Source organism: Enterobacter roggenkampii (assembly GCF_001729805.1).
Taxonomy (GTDB): Bacteria; Pseudomonadota; Gammaproteobacteria; order Enterobacterales; family Enterobacteriaceae; genus Enterobacter; species Enterobacter roggenkampii.
Map to the genome: position 1 here is coordinate 273,122 of NZ_CP017184.1, position 16,448 is coordinate 289,569.

Annotated in this window: 14 protein-coding genes; 9 read left to right on the forward strand and 5 right to left on the reverse strand. The window is 57.5% G+C overall.

What is annotated here, in order from left to right; translation table 11 throughout:
- Positions 1-59 precede the first annotated feature (59 nt).
- From BFV67_RS01220 to psiE, 4 genes are all read left to right on the forward strand, one after another.
- Positions 60-698 (forward strand): YjbF family lipoprotein, encoded by a 639-nt coding sequence (locus BFV67_RS01220; protein WP_069597755.1) that lies wholly within the window; start codon positions 60-62, stop codon positions 696-698.
- Positions 695-1,432 carry a capsule biosynthesis GfcC family protein gene (locus tag BFV67_RS01225; protein WP_008503425.1) on the forward strand — a complete coding sequence of 246 codons (738 nt, stop codon included), beginning with the start codon at positions 695-697 and terminating at the stop codon, positions 1,430-1,432. The genes BFV67_RS01220 and BFV67_RS01225 overlap by 4 nt, the downstream gene beginning before the upstream one ends.
- The gene (locus tag BFV67_RS01230) at positions 1,432-3,528 is read left to right on the forward strand and encodes a YjbH domain-containing protein (RefSeq protein WP_008503426.1); all 2,097 of its coding nucleotides are present in this window, start codon (positions 1,432-1,434) and stop codon (positions 3,526-3,528) included. The genes BFV67_RS01225 and BFV67_RS01230 overlap by 1 nt, the downstream gene beginning before the upstream one ends.
- Before the next feature lie 162 nt (positions 3,529-3,690).
- On the forward strand, positions 3,691-4,101 hold the full coding sequence (gene psiE, locus BFV67_RS01235) for a phosphate-starvation-inducible protein PsiE (RefSeq protein ID WP_021242727.1): 411 nt from the start codon (positions 3,691-3,693) through the stop codon (positions 4,099-4,101).
- Between the two features lie 97 nt (positions 4,102-4,198).
- Here psiE and malG read toward each other — a convergent pair whose 3' ends face one another.
- The 3 genes from malG to malE all read right to left on the reverse strand — a co-directional run bounded on the left by malG (position 4,199) and on the right by malE (position 7,960).
- A complete protein-coding gene (gene malG / locus BFV67_RS01240; RefSeq protein WP_008500077.1) occupies positions 4,199-5,089 on the reverse strand; it encodes a maltose ABC transporter permease MalG in 891 nt (296 codons plus the stop codon).
- A 14-nt stretch (positions 5,090-5,103) separates the two neighbouring features.
- Positions 5,104-6,648, reverse strand: a complete 1,545-nt coding sequence (gene malF / locus BFV67_RS01245) for a maltose ABC transporter permease MalF (protein WP_021242728.1) — start codon at positions 6,646-6,648, stop codon at positions 5,104-5,106.
- A 121-nt stretch (positions 6,649-6,769) separates the two neighbouring features.
- The gene (malE, locus tag BFV67_RS01250) at positions 6,770-7,960 is read right to left on the reverse strand and encodes a maltose/maltodextrin ABC transporter substrate-binding protein MalE (protein ID WP_008500079.1); all 1,191 of its coding nucleotides are present in this window, start codon (positions 7,958-7,960) and stop codon (positions 6,770-6,772) included.
- A 369-nt stretch (positions 7,961-8,329) separates the two neighbouring features.
- Here malE and malK point away from each other — a divergent pair, with 369 nt between their 5' ends.
- The 5 genes from malK (at position 8,330) to ubiA (ending at position 13,462) form a co-directional block, all read left to right on the forward strand.
- Positions 8,330-9,439 (forward strand): maltose/maltodextrin ABC transporter ATP-binding protein MalK, encoded by a 1,110-nt coding sequence (malK, locus tag BFV67_RS01255; RefSeq protein WP_008500080.1) that lies wholly within the window; start codon positions 8,330-8,332, stop codon positions 9,437-9,439.
- Positions 9,440-9,510: 71 nt separating this feature from the next.
- Positions 9,511-10,836: a maltoporin gene (locus BFV67_RS01260; RefSeq protein WP_008500081.1), complete on the forward strand. Its 1,326-nt coding sequence runs from the start codon at positions 9,511-9,513 to the stop codon at positions 10,834-10,836.
- 112 nt (positions 10,837-10,948) lie between these two features.
- Complete coding sequence (gene malM, locus BFV67_RS01265; protein ID WP_025912217.1) at positions 10,949-11,902, forward strand: maltose operon protein MalM; 954 nt, start codon at positions 10,949-10,951, stop codon at positions 11,900-11,902.
- A 180-nt stretch (positions 11,903-12,082) separates the two neighbouring features.
- The gene (ubiC, locus tag BFV67_RS01270; RefSeq protein ID WP_021242729.1) at positions 12,083-12,580 is read left to right on the forward strand and encodes a chorismate lyase; all 498 of its coding nucleotides are present in this window, start codon (positions 12,083-12,085) and stop codon (positions 12,578-12,580) included.
- Positions 12,581-12,592: 12 nt separating this feature from the next.
- Positions 12,593-13,462, forward strand: coding sequence for a 4-hydroxybenzoate octaprenyltransferase (ubiA, locus tag BFV67_RS01275; RefSeq protein WP_063436176.1), 870 nt, complete (start codon positions 12,593-12,595; stop codon positions 13,460-13,462).
- Between the two features lie 89 nt (positions 13,463-13,551).
- Here the strand turns inward: ubiA and zntA are convergent, their stop codons facing one another.
- Positions 13,552-15,723, reverse strand: a complete 2,172-nt coding sequence (gene zntA, locus BFV67_RS01280) for a Zn(II)/Cd(II)/Pb(II) translocating P-type ATPase ZntA (RefSeq protein WP_069597756.1) — start codon at positions 15,721-15,723, stop codon at positions 13,552-13,554.
- A gap of 76 nt (positions 15,724-15,799) precedes the next feature.
- Positions 15,800-16,426 (reverse strand): lysoplasmalogenase, encoded by a 627-nt coding sequence (locus BFV67_RS01285; RefSeq protein WP_008500086.1) that lies wholly within the window; start codon positions 16,424-16,426, stop codon positions 15,800-15,802.
- Positions 16,427-16,448: the final 22 nt, after the last annotated feature.

Consider the following 16,448-nt stretch of genomic DNA (forward strand, 5'->3'; position numbering starts at 1 on the left):
GGGTGTTTTAATCATAACCACACTTCGGTGTGGTTATTTCGCCCCTTCGGAGAAGAGTCGTGAAGCGACCAGCAATCATTCTGATTTGCCTGCTGCTGCAGGCATGCTCGGCCACCACTAAAGGGCTGGGAAACTCACTGTGGGAAAGCCTGTTCGGCACACCGGGCGTGCATCTGACCGATGACGAGCTTCAGAACATGCCTTATGCCAGTCAGTACATGCAGCTTAACGATGGCCCGCAACTGTTTGTGGTGCTCGCTTTCGATGAAAACGGGCAGCAGAAATGGGTGACGCAGGATCAGGCCACCATCGTGACGCAGCATGGCCGTATCGTGAAAACCCTGTTGGGCGGCGATAACCTGCTGGAGGTGAATAATCTCGCTGACGATCCGCTGATCAAGCCGAACCAGATCGCCGACGGCGCGGGCTGGACGCGCACGATGGGCTGGACCGAACACAAACAGGTGCGTTACGCCACGGCACGCTCGACCTTCCGCTGGGACGGCACCGACAGAGTGAAGGTCGGCAGCGACGAAACGCAGGTTCGCGTGCTGGATGAAGAGGTCACCACCGACCAGGCCACCTGGCACAACCGCTTCTGGATCGACGAGGAAGGGCAGATCCGCCAGTCCTTACAGTATCTCGGTGCCGGATTCTTCCCGGTCAAAACCACCCTGATCAAGGCGGCGAAATCATGAAAACGCTCATCCACGCTGCGCTTATCGCCAGTTTTGCCGCGCCGCTGGCATGGTCCGCGGGAACGGTAAAGGTCTACACGCCGGACAGTGAAAAACCTAAAACCTTAACCCACGCCGAACGTCTGCTCGATCTCGTCGGACAGCCAAGGCTTGCCAACAGCTGGTGGCCAGGCGCGGTCATCGCTGAACGGCAGAAGACCGTGGAAGCGGAACAGCAGCACAAGGCGCTTCTTGCCAGGCTAACGGGACTCGCGGAACAGGAAGACGGCGACGACGCGGCGGCCATTAACAGCGTCCGTCAGCAGCTGCAGGCGCTGAAGGTGACGGGCCGACAGAACGTCAATCTTGACCCGGATGAGGTGCGCGTCACGGAAAACGGCAACCCGACCCTGGAAGGGGACTATACGCTCTGGCTTCCGGCGAAGCCGACGACGGTGACCGTGATGGGGCTGATCGGCAGCCCGGGTAACAAGCCCTTTACTCCCGGCCGCGACGTGGCGAGCTACCTCGACGAGCAGAGTCTGCTGAGCGGTGCGGATAACAGCTACGCCTGGGTGGTTTACCCTGACGGCCACACGCAAAAAGCCCCCGTTGCTTACTGGAATAAACGCCATATCGAACCCATGCCGGGCAGCATTATTTTTGTCGGTTTTGCCGACCATTTCTGGACGAAGGCGTATGACGGGCTTAACGCCGATATCCTTCACTCCCTGATTCAGCGGATACCGGAATAATGAAAAGAACCTATCTCTACAGCATGCTGGCGCTCTGCGTGAGTGCCGCCTGCCATGCAGAAACGTATCCGGCACCCATTGGCCCGTCTCAGTCAGACTTCGGCGGCGTCGGTTTACTGCAAACGCCCACCGCGCGTATGGCGCGCGAAGGGGAAATTAGCCTTAACTACCGTGATAACGACCAGTATCGTTACTACTCGGCGTCGGTGCAGTTGTTCCCGTGGCTTGAAACCACGCTGCGCTATACCGACGTCCGTACGAAACAATACAGCAGCGTCGAGGCGTTCTCAGGCGATCAGACCTACAAAGATAAAGCCTTCGACGTCAAGCTGCGCCTGTGGGAAGAGAGCTACTGGATGCCGCAGGTCTCCGTGGGCGCCAAAGATATTGGCGGTACCGGCCTGTTTGATGCGGAATACATCGTGGCCAGCAAGGCCTGGGGGCCGTTCGACTTCTCGCTCGGTCTGGGATGGGGCTATCTCGGCACCAGCGGCAACGTGAAAAACCCGTTTTGCTCCTACAGCGATAAATACTGCTACCGCGATAACAGCTATCAGAAAGCGGGCTCCATCAACGGCGACCAGATGTTCCACGGCCCGGCCTCGCTGTTTGGCGGCGTGGAGTATCAGACGCCCTGGCAGCCACTGCGCCTGAAGCTGGAGTACGAGGGGAATGACTACTCGCAGGACTTCGCCGGGAAGATTGAGCAGAAGAGCAAGTTTAACGTCGGCGCCATTTATCGCGTCACCGATTGGGCCGACGTTAACCTCAGCTACGAGCGCGGCAATACGGTGATGTTTGGCTTTACGCTGCGCACCAACTTCAACGACATGCGGCCGCACTACAACGACAACGCGCGGCCTGCATACCAGCCGGAGCCGCAGGATGCGATTCTGCAGCACTCCGTGGTGGCAAACCAGCTGACGCTGCTGAAATACAACGCCGGCCTGGCGGATCCAAAAATTCAGGTGAAAGGCGATACGCTGTACGTCACCGGCGAGCAAGTGAAATACCGCGACTCGCGGGAAGGGATCGAGCGCGCCAACCGGATCGTCATGAACGATCTCCCGGACGGGATCCGTACGATCCGCGTGACGGAGAACCGTCTCAACCTGCCGCAGGTGACGACGGAAACGGACGTTGCCAGCCTGAAGCGCCATCTGGAAGGCGAACCGCTCGGACATGAAACCGAGCTGGTGCAAAAGCGCGTTGAGCCGATCGTGCCGGAGACCACCGAGCAGGGCTGGTATATCGACAAGTCGCGCTTCGATTTCCATATCGATCCGGTGTTGAACCAGTCCGTCGGCGGGCCGGAAAACTTCTACATGTATCAGCTGGGCGTCATGGCGACGGCGGATCTGTGGCTGACCGACCACCTGCTGACCACCGGCAGCCTGTTCGGCAACATCGCCAACAACTACGACAAGTTCAACTACACCAACCCGCCAAAAGACTCGACGCTGCCGCGCGTGCGTACCCGCGTGCGTGAGTACGTACAGAACGATGCTTACGTGAACAACCTGCAGGCCAACTACTTCCAGTACTTCGGCAACGGCTTCTACGGCCAGGTGTACGGCGGGTATCTGGAAACCATGTACGGCGGCGCGGGGGCAGAAGTGCTTTATCGTCCTGTCGACAGCAACTGGGCGTTCGGGATTGATGCCAACTACGTCAAACAGCGTGACTGGCGCAGCGCCCAGGACATGATGAAGTTCACCGACTACAGCGTTAAAACCGGTCACCTGACCGCCTACTGGACGCCGTCGTTCGCGCCTGACGTGCTGGTGAAAGCCAGCGTCGGCCAGTACCTGGCGGGCGATAAAGGCGGCACGCTGGATATCTCCAAACACTTCGACAGCGGCGTCGTGGTGGGCGGCTACGCCACCATTACCAACGTCTCGCCGGACGAATATGGGGAAGGGGACTTCACCAAAGGAGTTTACGTGTCGATTCCGCTGGATCTGTTCTCATCCGGTCCAACCCGTAGCCGCGCGGCCATCGGCTGGACGCCGCTGACGCGTGACGGCGGTCAGCAGCTTGGACGTAAGTTCCAGCTGTACGACATGACCAGCGATAAGAACATTAACTTCCGCTGATGCTTCACGCCGGGCGGCACTGCGTTTGCCCGGCCTACGGTTTTTGTAGGCCCGGTAAGCGCAGCGCCACCGGGCGAATGCGCCAAACATAAACAAAAAATATAGATCCCCGTCACATTTTTGCGTTATACAGAAACCTCGCCCTGGAGAATGAGGTGCTGTATGACATCCCTGACTCGCCCGCGCGTTGAGTTTATCTCAACTGTCCTCCAGACCGTGCTGAACCTCGGTCTGCTGAGCCTTGGCCTGATCCTGGTCGTCTTTTTGGGTAAGGAGACGGTGCATCTGGCGGATGTGCTGTTCGCCCCTGAACAAACCAGCAAATATGCGCTGGTGGAAGGCCTGGTGGTCTACTTTCTCTACTTTGAATTTATCGCCCTGATTGTGAAGTATTTTCAGTCCGGCTTTCACTTCCCGCTGCGTTATTTTGTCTACATTGGGATCACCGCGATTGTGCGGCTGATCATCGTCGATCATAAATCCCCGCTCGATGTGCTGATCTACTCGGCGGCGATCCTGCTGCTGGTGATCACCCTCTGGCTGTGTAACTCGAAGCGGCTGAAACGCGAATAAAAAAATGGCGGCCCGGAGGCCGCCTAACAACAGTCACAAGTTGGGTCAATACAATACGTCTAAAGTTGAGGGTTGCAGTGGCATAACAAAATGAAACTTAACCTTTCACACCGCCCGCCGTCAGGCCGTTCACCAGCCAGCGCTGCGCCAGCAGGAACACCACGGTAATCGGGATGGCAGAGAGTACGGCCGCCGCGGCAAAGTCGCCCCACAGGTAGTTTTGCGGGTTGAGGTATTGCTGCATCCCTACGGCCAGGGTGTAGCTGTTCACATCACGCAGTAACAGTGAGGCAACCGGTACTTCGGTGATCGCAGCGATAAACGACAGGATAAACACTACCGCCAGAATCGGCACCGACAGCGGCAGCAGCACCAGGCGGAACGCCTGCCACGGGGTAGCCCCATCCAGCGCAGCCGCTTCTTCCAGCGAACCGTCGATGGTTTCGAAATAGCCTTTAATGGTCCACACATGCAGTGCGATACCGCCAAGGTAGGCGAAGATCACGCCGCCGTGGGTGTTCAGACCGATAAACGGAATGTACTGGCCCAGGCGGTCAAACAGGGCATATAACGCCACCAGCGACAGCACCGCCGGGAACATCTGGAAAATCAGCATCCCTTTCAGCAGCGTCGCTTTGCCCGGGAAACGCATGCGGGCAAAGGCGTAAGCGCAGGTGGTGGACAGCGCCACGATACCAATGGCGGTAATACCTGCGATTTTCACCGAGTTCCACAGCCACAGCAGCACCGGGAACGGCGGCGGCGTGACGCGGCCATCCGCGTGTTCCACGCTGAAGCCCAGCGCGAGCTTCCAGTGCTCCCAGGAGATTTCGTCCGGGATCAGGCTCCCGGTGGCGAAGTTACCCGAACGCAGGGAGATGGCGATAACCATCAGCAGCGGGAACATGATCGCCGCGATAAAAATCAGCAGGCCCAGGTGCGTCGCCAGGAGGCGCAGTTTCTGAGATTTGGGTTGTACCATAGCCATGTTCAGTGCCCTCCTTAGTCAAATTTCATACGTGTGGCTTTCAGGTTCACAATCGCCAGGGCGCCCACCAGCAGGAAGATCAGGGTGGCAATCGCTGCCGCCAGACCGAAGTCCTGACCGCCGCCGCCTTCGAAGGCGATACGGTAGGTGTAGCTCACGAGCAGATCGGTATAGCCTGCCGGCGTGGTGGTGCCAAGACGGTCCGGGCCGCCGTTGGTCAACAGCTGAATCAGCACGAAGTTGTTAAAGTTAAAGGCGAAGCTGGCAATCATCAGCGGGGTGAGCGGCTTGATGAGCAGCGGCAGCGTAATCTTAAAGAAGTTCTGGAACGGACCCGCGCCGTCCATCGCCGAAGCTTCGTACAAGTCATCCGGGATGGCCTTCAGCAGCCCCATGCACAGGATCATCATGTACGGATAACCGAGCCAGGTGTTCACGATGATGATCATTGAGCGGGCGGTGGTCGGGTCGCTGAACCAGGCCGGTTTGATGCCAAACAGCGCGCTCAGCATCATGTTGATTTCACCGAAGCTCTGGTTAAACAGCCCTTTGAAAATCAGAATCGAGATAAACGACGGTACGGCATACGGCAGAATCAGCAGCACGCGGTAAATCGCTTTGCCCTTCAGGGATTCCCACTGGACCAGACAGGCCAGCACCATGCCCACGGCTACGGTGAGGATCACGGTCAGTACGGAGAAGACCACCGTCCAGACGAAGATGGCGAAGAACGGTTTCTGAATGCCTTCGTCGGTAAATACGCGGGTAAAGTTGTCCCAGCCGATGGTGACGGTATAGCCCGGGCTGAGTTTGTCATCACCCCATTTGCCGTCGGCAGTAATGGATTGATAGAAACCAATGTCGTTATTCGGACGGTACTTCACGCCGCTCTGGTTGTTGGTCAGCGTGCCGTCATCCGCCAGGGTATAGAGCGGTTGGGTGCCGGAGAACTGGCGCAGCGAGCTCATGATCACTTTGCTGTCGTCTGGCAGCACGGCGGTGAGCTGGGTCAGCGCCTGACGGTTCTGGGTAATGACGCGCAGGTTGGCACGTTCACCTTCCGGCAGGGCCTGGGCCTCTTTTAAGGCCAGCTTCTGCTCGCCGCCAAATTTGAAGGCGTCAGAGACATAGTATTTCCCGCTTGCTTCGTCAGTAAGCGCTAACTTCCATTCGTTGCCTGCGGGATACAGGCCGAAGTTAAAGGTCTTGCCTGCCTGGTATGAGCGGTCCAGCAGGACCTGCTGCGCGCGTTCCTGCGCAAGCTGGTTGGTGCTGCTGTAGTTGGTAAACGCAATGGCGACGGTACAAATCAACGGGAACAGGACAAACAGCCCCATCCCGGCCACGCCCGGGTAGACATAGCGCCAGGCATAGGCTTTACGGTTGGCGAAAATATACAGGCCAGCAGAGCTCAAAATCAGCGTCATGATGGCGAACAGATATTCCCCTTGTACGTACATTAAAACAACAAGGTAACCCACCAGCAGACACAGCAGACCGATCGCTGACCATTTCAGCGCGTCGCTTTGCCACCAGCGTTTCTTTTTAATGACATCCATGGGGTTCTTCCTCTACAACGGTGGAATCTTATCGTCAGGTGGCGCTGCGCTTACCTGACCTACGGATCGTGCCGTAGTCGTAGGGCGGGTAAGCGCACGCGCTACCCGCCGTTTTTCAGACTTACTTAGTAATACGACCCTGAGCATCTTTCAGTGCGGCATCGACAGTCTGACGACCGCTTGCAGCGTTGATAACCGCGGTACGGGTGGCGTACCAGAATGCGGCCATCTGTGGGATGTTCGGCATGATTTCGCCTTTCTGGGCGTTATCCATGGTGGCCGCGATACGTGGGTCTTTCGCCAGCTGATCCTGGAAGGATTTCAGCGCAACGGCACCCAGCGGTTTGTCCTTGTTCACTTCATCCAGACCCTGATCGGTCAGCAGGTAGTTTTCCAGGAACTCTTTCGCCAGCTCTTTGTTCGGGCTGGCGGCGTTGATGCCTGCGCTCAGCACGCCAACGAACGGTTTAGACGGCTTGCCTTTGAAGGTTGGCAGCAGCGTCACGCCGTAATTGACTTTGCTCTTGTCGATGTTGGTCCAGGCCCACGGACCGTTGATGGTCATCGCGGTTTCGCCTTTGTTGAACGCCGCTTCCGCGATGGAGTAATCGGTATCCGCGTTCATGTGTTTGTTCTTGATCAGGTCGACCAGGAAGGTCAGGCCCGCTTTCGCGCCCGCGCTGTCGACGCCTACGTCTTTCACGTCGTATTTGCCGTTTTCAAACTTGAACGCGTAACCGCCGTCGGCAGCAATCAGCGGCCAGGTGAAGTACGGCTCTTGCAGGTTGAACATCAGGGCAGATTTACCTTTCGCCTTCAGCTCTTTATCCAGTTTCGGGATCTCTTCCCAGGTTTTCGGTGGGTTAGGGACCAGGTCTTTGTTGTAAATCAGAGACAGGGCTTCAACCGCGACAGGGTAAGCGATCAGCTTGCCGTTATAGCGAACGGCGTCCCAGGTGAACGGGAACAGTTTGTCCTGGAAAGCTTTGTCCGGGGTGACTTCAGCCAGCAGGCCAGACTGTGCGTAACCGCCAAAACGGTCATGCGCCCAGAAGATGATGTCCGGGCCGTCGCCGGTTGCCGCAACCTGCGGGAATTTCTCTTCCAGTTTGTCCGGGTGCTCTACGGTCACTTTGATGCCGGTGTCTTTCTCGAATTTTTTGCCCACTTCGGCCAGGCCGTTATAGCCCTTGTCGCCGTTAATCCAGATAACCAGCTTGCCTTCTTCAATTTTGGCGAGCGCCGGTGCGGAAATCATCATTGCTGCAAGGGCGGACAATGCGAAAACGCGTGCGCCAGTCTTGATATTCATATCTGCCATCCTTTTTGGTGATGTCTCGTGGTATGACTTCAGTGGTTCAACGTGACTCAGTCTCCTTATTTGACATCCTCTTTCCATCCTCCCAACCCCTACGCCCCACCCCCCGTTTGTGTGATCTCCGTTGCATAAATTTAAGTTATGAGTGCTGGCGCACATAAAAACGCACTGAATTTTGCAGGCGGCTTCACGAATTTTGCCTCAGCCCGCCCACGCCGGTCGCAGAGCCTGCGCTCTCATCCTCCCGCCTCCTCCCCCATAAAAAAGCCGGGGGTGGAGGATTCGTGAAAGTAATGGATCCCCCATAGTCACCTTATCTTGAATGTTTCTGTCGGTGACAGGTTGTAACGAAGGGAGAAGGGCATGGCGAGCGTACAGCTGCGTAATGTAACGAAAGCCTGGGGTGACGTTGTGGTGTCGAAAGACATCAATCTGGACATCCACGAAGGTGAATTCGTGGTATTTGTCGGCCCATCAGGCTGCGGTAAATCAACCCTGCTGCGTATGATTGCCGGTCTTGAAACCATCACCAGCGGCGACCTGCTGATCGGTGATACCCGAATGAATGACATCCCGCCTGCCGAACGTGGCGTAGGCATGGTGTTCCAGTCTTATGCACTCTATCCCCATCTTTCCGTCGCCGAGAACATGTCCTTTGGTTTGAAGCTGGCCGGCGCGAAGAAAGAGGTGATTAACCAGCGCGTGACGCAGGTGGCGGAAGTATTACAGCTGGCGCACCTGCTGGAGCGTAAGCCGAAAGCGCTTTCCGGCGGTCAGCGTCAGCGTGTGGCGATTGGCCGTACCCTGGTCGCCGAGCCGCGCGTCTTCCTGCTCGACGAACCGCTTTCCAACCTGGATGCCGCCCTGCGCGTCCAGATGCGTATCGAAATCTCCCGTCTGCACAAGCGTCTTGGCCGCACGATGATTTACGTCACCCACGATCAGGTCGAAGCGATGACCCTCGCCGACAAAATCGTGGTGCTGGATGCCGGTCGCGTGGCGCAGGTGGGCAAACCGCTGGAGCTGTATCACTACCCGGCAGACCGCTTTGTTGCGGGCTTCATTGGCTCGCCAAAGATGAACTTCCTGCCCGTCAAAGTGACCGCGACAGCCATTGAACAGGTACAGGTGGAGCTGCCAAACCGCCAGCAGGTCTGGCTGCCGGTCGACAGCGCCAACGTACAGGTGGGGGCAAACATGTCCCTCGGTATTCGTCCTGAGCATTTACTGCCGAGCCACATTGCCGATGTGACGCTGGAAGGTGAGGTTCAGGTCGTCGAACAGCTTGGTCACGAAACACAGATTCATATCCAGATCCCCGCCATCCGTCAGAACCTGGTCTACCGCCAGAATGACGTGGTGTTGGTAGAAGAGGGTGCCACATTCGCTATCGGCTTGCCGCCAGAGCGCTGCCATCTGTTCCGTGAGGATGGCACCGCATGTCGTCGGTTGCACAAAGAGCCAGGCGTTTAAGCAATCCCAAAAGAAGACACGAAACCGACAGGTGAAGTGTTCAAAGAAAAGCAATGATCTCAGGAGATAGAATGATGATTACTCTGCGCAAACTTCCTCTGGCAGTTGCCGTCGCAGCGGGCGTAATGTCTGCTCAGGCACTGGCCGTGGATTTCCATGGTTATGCTCGTTCCGGTATCGGCTGGACGGGTAGTGGCGGCGAACAGCAGTGCTTCCAGGCAACCGGTGCCCAAAGTAAATACCGTCTGGGTAACGAATGTGAAACCTATGCGGAACTGAAGCTGGGCCAGGAAGTGTGGAAAGAAGGCGACAAGAGCTTCTACTTCGACACCAACGTAGCGTACTCCGTGGCGCAACAGAACGACTGGGAAGCTACCGACCCGGCGTTCCGTGAAGCCAACGTGCAGGGTAAAAACCTGATTGAGTGGCTGCCAGGTTCCACCATCTGGGCCGGTAAGCGCTTCTATCAGCGTCATGACGTTCACATGATCGACTTCTATTACTGGGATATTTCAGGTCCTGGTGCCGGTATCGAAAACGTCGATCTGGGCTTCGGTAAACTGTCTCTGGCAGCGACCCGTTCTCAGGAAGCAGGTGGCTCATACATCTTCACCAGCAACGATATCTATCATGACTTCAAAGACACCGCTAACGACGTCTTCGATGTGCGCTTAGCGCAGATGGAAATCAACCCGGGCGGCACGCTGGAGTTGGGTGTTGACTATGGCCGAGCTAACAAAACTGACGGTTACAGCTTCGCTGACGGCGCATCTAAAGATGGCTGGATGTTCACCGCTGAACATACCCAGAGCATGCTGAAAGGCTACAACAAGTTTGTTGTCCAGTACGCTACCGATGCAATGACCACTCAGGGCAAAGGTATTCCGCAGGGTTCCTTCACCGGCAACAACTATGACAAAGACGCTGAAATTGGTGTTGTAAATAACAAGATTAACAACAACGGTTCCCTGGTTCGTATTCTCGACCACGGTGCGATCTCTCTGGGTGATAGCTGGGATCTGATGTACGTCGGTATGTATCAGGATATCGATCGTGACGACAACAACGGTACGACCTGGTACACCGTGGGTGTGCGCCCAATGTATAAATGGACGCCAATCATGAGCACCTTGCTTGAAGTTGGCTACGACAACGTTAAGTCGCAGAAAACTGACGATACCAACAACCAGTACAAAATTACCCTTGCACAGCAATGGCAGGCCGGTAACAGCATCTGGTCCCGTCCAGCGATCCGTGTCTTCGCAACTTACGCGAAGTGGGATGAGAAATGGGGTTATGACAACGGCATTGCAAAAAGCGATACCAAAGCCACAACCTACAGCCGTGGTGACAACGATGAGTGGTCCTTCGGCGCCCAGATGGAAATCTGGTGGTAATCCCGTCTTAATCTGACGTAATGACCAAACTGAGGGGCGCAAGCCCCTCAATCCTTGGGACGGCGCGCTATTGCCTGGCTACCGCTGACCTGTGCATTTTGAGGTGATAACAATGAAAATGAACAAAACTCTCCTTGCCCTTTGTTTATCCGCAGGGTTGCTGGCGAGCGCGCCTGCTGTAACGCTCGCTAATGTGAATTTCGTTCCGCAAAACACAACATCCGCGCCGGCCATTCCGGCAGCTGCGTTGCAACAGCTGGTCTGGACGCCTGTCGATCAATCTAAAGCCCAAACGACCCAGCTCTCGACGGGTGGGCAACCGCTTAATGTTCCGGGTATTAGTGGTCCAGTGGTCGCGTACAGCGTGCCCGCTAACATTGGCGAACTGACGTTAACGCTCTCCAGTGAAGTCAATAAACAGACCAGCGTCTTTGCGCCGAACGTGCTGATTCTTGACCAGAACATGACGCCTTCTGCGTTCTTCCCGAGCGAATATTTTACCTATCAGGAACCGGGTGTCATGAGCGCCGATCGCCTGGAAGGGGTAATGCGCCTGACGCCTGCGCTGGGTCAGCAGAAAATTTATGTACTCGTCTTCACCACGGAAAAAGATTTGCAGCAAACCACCACGCTGCTTGATCCTGCGAAGGCCTATGCCAAAGGCGTAGGTAACGCCGCACCGGATATCCCGGATCCGATTGCCCGCCACACCACTGACGGCCTTGTGAAGCTGAAAGTGTCGACCAGCAGTGCGTCCAGCGTCCTGGTCGGCCCGCTGTTTGGCTCCTCCGGTACCGGCCCTGTCACCGTGGGCAACACCGCTGCGCCTGCCTATACTGCGCCAGCTTCCACGGCAGCCGCACCGGTAGCGACCGCAGCGCCGGCCCCGGCGAAGAAAGCGGAGCCGGTACTGAACGACACCGAAGAATACTTCAACAACGCCATCAAGCAGGCGGTGAAGCGCGGCGATGTCGATAAAGCGCTGAAGCTGCTTGATGAAGCCGAACGTTTAGGTTCAACCACTGCCCGTTCCACCTTTATCAGCAGTGTAAAAGGCAAGGGGTAACCGTTTCCCCACAATGCTGATTTGTTAGTCGTTTGGTGCGCCTGAGTGGGCGCACTTTTTTTCGTCTCCGCCGGGCTGTTGCACTCTTGTTGCGATCGTGATCGTTAAATAACGTTTGGCCCCCCTCAATCCGCGTTTCTGCGATACAATGCCTGTACGTTATGTATCGGAGAGTCTGGCATGTCACACCCTGCGCTAACGCAACTGCGTGCGCTGCGCTATTTCGACCAAATACCTGCGCTTGATCCGCAGCAGCTGGACTGGCTGTTGCTGGAAGATTCCATGACAAAGCGTTTTGAGCAGCAGGGAAAAACGGTCACGGTGACCCTGATTCAGGAAGGGTTTGTCTCCGGCGATGAGATCGCCAACGAGCTGCCGCTGCTGCCGCACGAGCCACGTTACTGGCTGCGTGAAATTTTACTCTGCGCTGACGGCGAGCCGTGGCTTGCCGGACGGACGGTGGTGCCCGAGTCCACCCTTTCCGGGCCCGAGCTGGCGCTGCAGCGTCTGGGGAAAACGCCGCTGGGGCGTTACCTCTTCACCTCGTCAGAACTTACCCGGGATTTTATTGAAATTGGTCGTGATGCCGAACTGTGGGGGCGTCGTTCCCGCCTTCGCCTGAGCGGTAAACCGTTAATTCTGACGGAGCTTTTTTTACCGGCATCACCGTTGTACTAAGAGGAAGAAAAAATGGAGTGGAGCCTGACGCAGAATAAGCTGTTGGCGTATCACCGCTTAATGCGTACCGATAAACCGATTGGCGCGTTACTGCTGCTGTGGCCGACCTTATGGGCGCTGTGGGTCGCCACGCCGGGCGTGCCGCCGCTGTGGATCCTCGGCGTGTTTGTTGCTGGCGTCTGGCTGATGCGCGCAGCGGGCTGCGTGGTCAATGATTATGCCGATCGTAAATTCGACGGCCATGTAAAGCGGACTGCCGGTCGTCCGTTACCCAGCGGGCAGGTGACCGGGAAAGAAGCCCGCGTGCTGTTTGCTGTTCTGGTGCTGCTCTCTTTCCTGCTGGTGTTAACCCTGAACACCATGACCATACTGCTTTCCGTTGCGGCGCTGGCACTGGCCTGGGTTTATCCGTTTATGAAGCGCTATACCCACCTGCCTCAGGTGGTGCTGGGCGCAGCGTTTGGCTGGTCGATTCCAATGGCGTTTGCGGCAGTTAGTGAGTCCTTACCGCTCAGCTGCTGGCTGATGTTCCTGGCGAACATACTTTGGGCCGTGGCTTACGACACGCAATACGCGATGGTTGACCGCGACGATGACCTGAAAATTGGCATCAAATCCACCGCCATCCTCTTTGGCCGTCAGGACAAGCTGATTATCGGGATTCTGCAGGTCGCCGTGCTGGCGCTGATGGTGGCGATTGGCCGCCTGAACGGGCTGAACTGGGAGTTTTACTGGTCCGTGCTGGTGGCGGGGCTGCTCTTTGCTTACCAGCAAAAGCTGATTGCGAAGCGCGAACGCGACGCCTGCTTCAAGGCGTTTATGAACAATAACTACGTCGGTCTGGTGCTGTTTTTAGGGCTGGCGATGAGCTACTTCATATAAAAAAAGCCGGGTGGCGGCTTCGCCTTACCCGGCCTACGTTTTAGCAGGATATGTAGGCCCGGTAAGCGTCAGCGCCACCGGGCGTTTTTTTACCGGCGACGCAGCAGCCGCAGCGCGTTCGCCGTCACCAGCACCGTCGCGCCGGTATCCGCCAGCACCGCCAGCCACAGTCCGGTCATGCCCAGCAGGGTGGTCACCAGGAAAATCCCCTTCAGCCCCAGCGCAATGCCGATGTTCTGGCGGATGTTGGCACGCGTCGCCCGCGCAAGAGCGATCATCTGCGCCAGTCCGGTCAGGCGGTTGTGGGTCAGCGCCGCGTCCGCCGTCTCTAGCGCCACGTCGGTGCCGCTGCCCATCGCAATGCCGATGGTGGATGCCTTCATCGCCGGGGCATCGTTAATCCCGTCTCCGACCATCGCCAGCGGGGCGTGCGCGTTCAGCTCCGTTACCGCGCTGACCTTATCCGCCGGCAGTAATCCGGCCTTAAACTCCAGCCCCAGCTCACCGGCAATCGCTGCCGCCGCGCGAGGGTTATCGCCGGTGAGAATCACGCCCTGCACGCCCAGCTGATGCAGCGCCGCCACGGCTTCTTTTGCGTCATCGCGCAGGGTGTCGCGCAGCGCCAGCATCCCTTTTGCGACGCCGTCCTGCATGACGGTCACGACAGTTTGTCCGGTCTGTTCTAACGCCTCCACCTCAGGATGAGAAGACTTGCCCGCCGCGACAATCAGAACTTTTTTACCGTCAACGGTGGCCTCAATCCCGGAGCCTACCAGCGCCCGCTGAGCGGTTGCCGGTGGGATATTCAGCCCGCGCGACTGCGCTTCCCGCACTATCGCCTGCGCCAGCGGGTGAGTGGAGCCCTGCTCAACGGCGGCGGCCAGGATCAGCAGTTCGTCTTCACTGATTTCCTGCGGATACACACCGGTGACCTGCGGCTTGCCGACGGTCAGCGTACCGGTTTTATCGAAGGCGATATGCTGGACCTGGCTCAGCTGCTCCAGCGCCGCGCCGCCCTTAATCAGCGCCCCGCGACGTGCCGCAGCCGCCAGCCCGGAGGTAATGGCCGCCGGGGTGGAAATCACCAGCGCGCACGGGCAGCCGATCAGCAATAGCGTCAGCCCTTTATAAATCCACCCCTCCCACGGCGCGCCAAAGAACAGCGGTGGGACGACGGTGACCAGCAGGGCAACCAGCATAATGGCGGGCGTGTAGATGCGGCTGAAGCGGTCGATAAAGCGTTCGACCGGCGCGCGGCGCTCTTCGGCCTCTTCAATCAGCTTCAGGATGCGGTCGATGGCGCTGTCACCCGGCTCGGAAAGCACGGTGAGCTGCACCAGACGGTCGACGCTGGTGGCGCCAGCAGGCACTTTTTCACCTGCGGCACGTTCAACCGGAATGGACTCACCGGTCAGGGCACTTTCATCAAAGCTCGCGGTGGCGGTAAGCAGCGCGCCGTCGGCAGGCAGGCGTCCGCCTGCCGCAACTTCTATCACGTCGCCCGGACGCAGGGTCGTGATGGCGACCGTTTCACGCGTGCCGTTTACTACGCGCGTGGCGGTTTCCGGCTTCAGCGCCATCAGCGCGCTGACCCCTTTACGCGCCCGGCTCGCCGCCCAGCCCTCAAGACGTTCACCGATTAAGAACAGCAGCAATACCATCGCCGCTTCTGCCGTCGCGCCAATAAACAGCGCGCCGATGGCCGCCACGCTCATCAGCGTTTCAATGGCGAACCAGCTGCCGCTTTTCATCAGACGCAGCGCCTGGCGGGCAATCGGAAACAGCCCGACCAGTGTGGTGGCGATAAACGCCAGGTTGCCGAACGGATGGTTGATCTGTTCCAGCCCCCAGCTCAGGGCCATCATGATGATCAGGGTAATGAGCGGCAGGTTTTCTTTCAGTGAAGAGGCTTTTTCCGCGGGCGCGGCTTCACTACGCAGGCTGTAACCCGCCTTGCTTACCGCGTCCTCAACCTGTTTGCTGATGTCGCTATCGGCGCTAACCAGCAGCTTTTCGGTGGCGAACAGCACCTGAACGTGGCTGACGCCCGGCACCTGTTTCACCGCATTTTCCACTTTGCGGGCGCAGGCGGCGCAGTCCATGCCGTTAACGACCCAGCTGTAGCGGTTGCCGCTTTCAGGAAGCGTTTGAGTTTGCGTTTCGCACGCGCCTTCGCAGCAGCAGTCATCTTTCGACGGAACGGGACTGAGCTTAAGCGCCGAGAATTGAGGGACTTTTTTGGGTGTTTCTGGAGTCGACATGGCAGTCTCCGGCAATGATAATTTTCTCATTAACCGCAGCATACACTCTGGAGTCGACTCCAGAGTCAAGCGTTATTTAGATATACAGCGAACGCACAATCAGGAAGTGCCCGGCAAAGTAGCAGGCGGCGGCAATCGCGTTATCCGCCCGGAAACGGCGGCGATAGTGGCTGCCCAGCCACACGATATTCCCAATCAGCAGCAGCGCGGCCCCGAAGAATGCGGACATTGCCGGAGCGGTCGGACGGAAGAACCACAGCTCACCTGCCAGCCATACCATCACCAGCGTCATGGCGATAAACGTGCAGATCGGCAACCGCATCTCTTCCAGACGCGACCAGATCACCGCGATCAGCAGGGCACCAATCACCAGCAGGACCAGCGGCAGCGGCCAGAAGAAAGAGAGCGTCATCTGGCTGGCGAAGTAAATGGTATACAGCAGATGCGACAGGAAAAATGCCCCTACGGCATACAGCAGGCGCTGGCGCGGCAGCAGGGTTAAGGCATCGCCAATCAGAGAGGCGCACAGCCCGGCGAGGACCAGATAGCTGACGGCATTAAACATCGGTGCTTGCCAGGCCAGCAGCAGGAGCAGCAACAGCGTGACGGGTTTAAACAGCCAGCGCTGCCAGGTGGGACCACGGTACGACGCATCGACATAAAGCCATGCGGAAAAACAGACAGCGATAAATGACCAAAGCATATTAACTCCCTGTATCTGTTAA

What these genes read in the sequence shown, in the direction of transcription:
- BFV67_RS01225 (WP_008503425.1), top strand. Translation starts at nt 695, where the DNA reads ATGAAAACGCTCATCCACGCTGCGCTTATCGCCAGTTTTGCCGCGCCG.
- BFV67_RS01230 (WP_008503426.1), top strand. Translation starts at nt 1,432, where the DNA reads ATGAAAAGAACCTATCTCTACAGCATGCTGGCGCTCTGCGTGAGTGCC.
- psiE (WP_021242727.1), top strand. Translation starts at nt 3,691, where the DNA reads ATGACATCCCTGACTCGCCCGCGCGTTGAGTTTATCTCAACTGTCCTC.
- malG (WP_008500077.1), bottom strand. Translation starts at nt 5,089, where the DNA reads ATGGCTATGGTACAACCCAAATCTCAGAAACTGCGCCTCCTGGCGACG.
- malF (WP_021242728.1), bottom strand. Translation starts at nt 6,648, where the DNA reads ATGGATGTCATTAAAAAGAAACGCTGGTGGCAAAGCGACGCGCTGAAA.
- malE (WP_008500079.1), bottom strand. Translation starts at nt 7,960, where the DNA reads ATGAATATCAAGACTGGCGCACGCGTTTTCGCATTGTCCGCCCTTGCA.
- malK (WP_008500080.1), top strand. Translation starts at nt 8,330, where the DNA reads ATGGCGAGCGTACAGCTGCGTAATGTAACGAAAGCCTGGGGTGACGTT.
- BFV67_RS01260 (WP_008500081.1), top strand. Translation starts at nt 9,511, where the DNA reads ATGATGATTACTCTGCGCAAACTTCCTCTGGCAGTTGCCGTCGCAGCG.
- malM (WP_025912217.1), top strand. Translation starts at nt 10,949, where the DNA reads ATGAAAATGAACAAAACTCTCCTTGCCCTTTGTTTATCCGCAGGGTTG.
- ubiC (WP_021242729.1), top strand. Translation starts at nt 12,083, where the DNA reads ATGTCACACCCTGCGCTAACGCAACTGCGTGCGCTGCGCTATTTCGAC.
- ubiA (WP_063436176.1), top strand. Translation starts at nt 12,593, where the DNA reads ATGGAGTGGAGCCTGACGCAGAATAAGCTGTTGGCGTATCACCGCTTA.
- zntA (WP_069597756.1), bottom strand. Translation starts at nt 15,723, where the DNA reads ATGTCGACTCCAGAAACACCCAAAAAAGTCCCTCAATTCTCGGCGCTT.
- BFV67_RS01285 (WP_008500086.1), bottom strand. Translation starts at nt 16,426, where the DNA reads ATGCTTTGGTCATTTATCGCTGTCTGTTTTTCCGCATGGCTTTATGTC.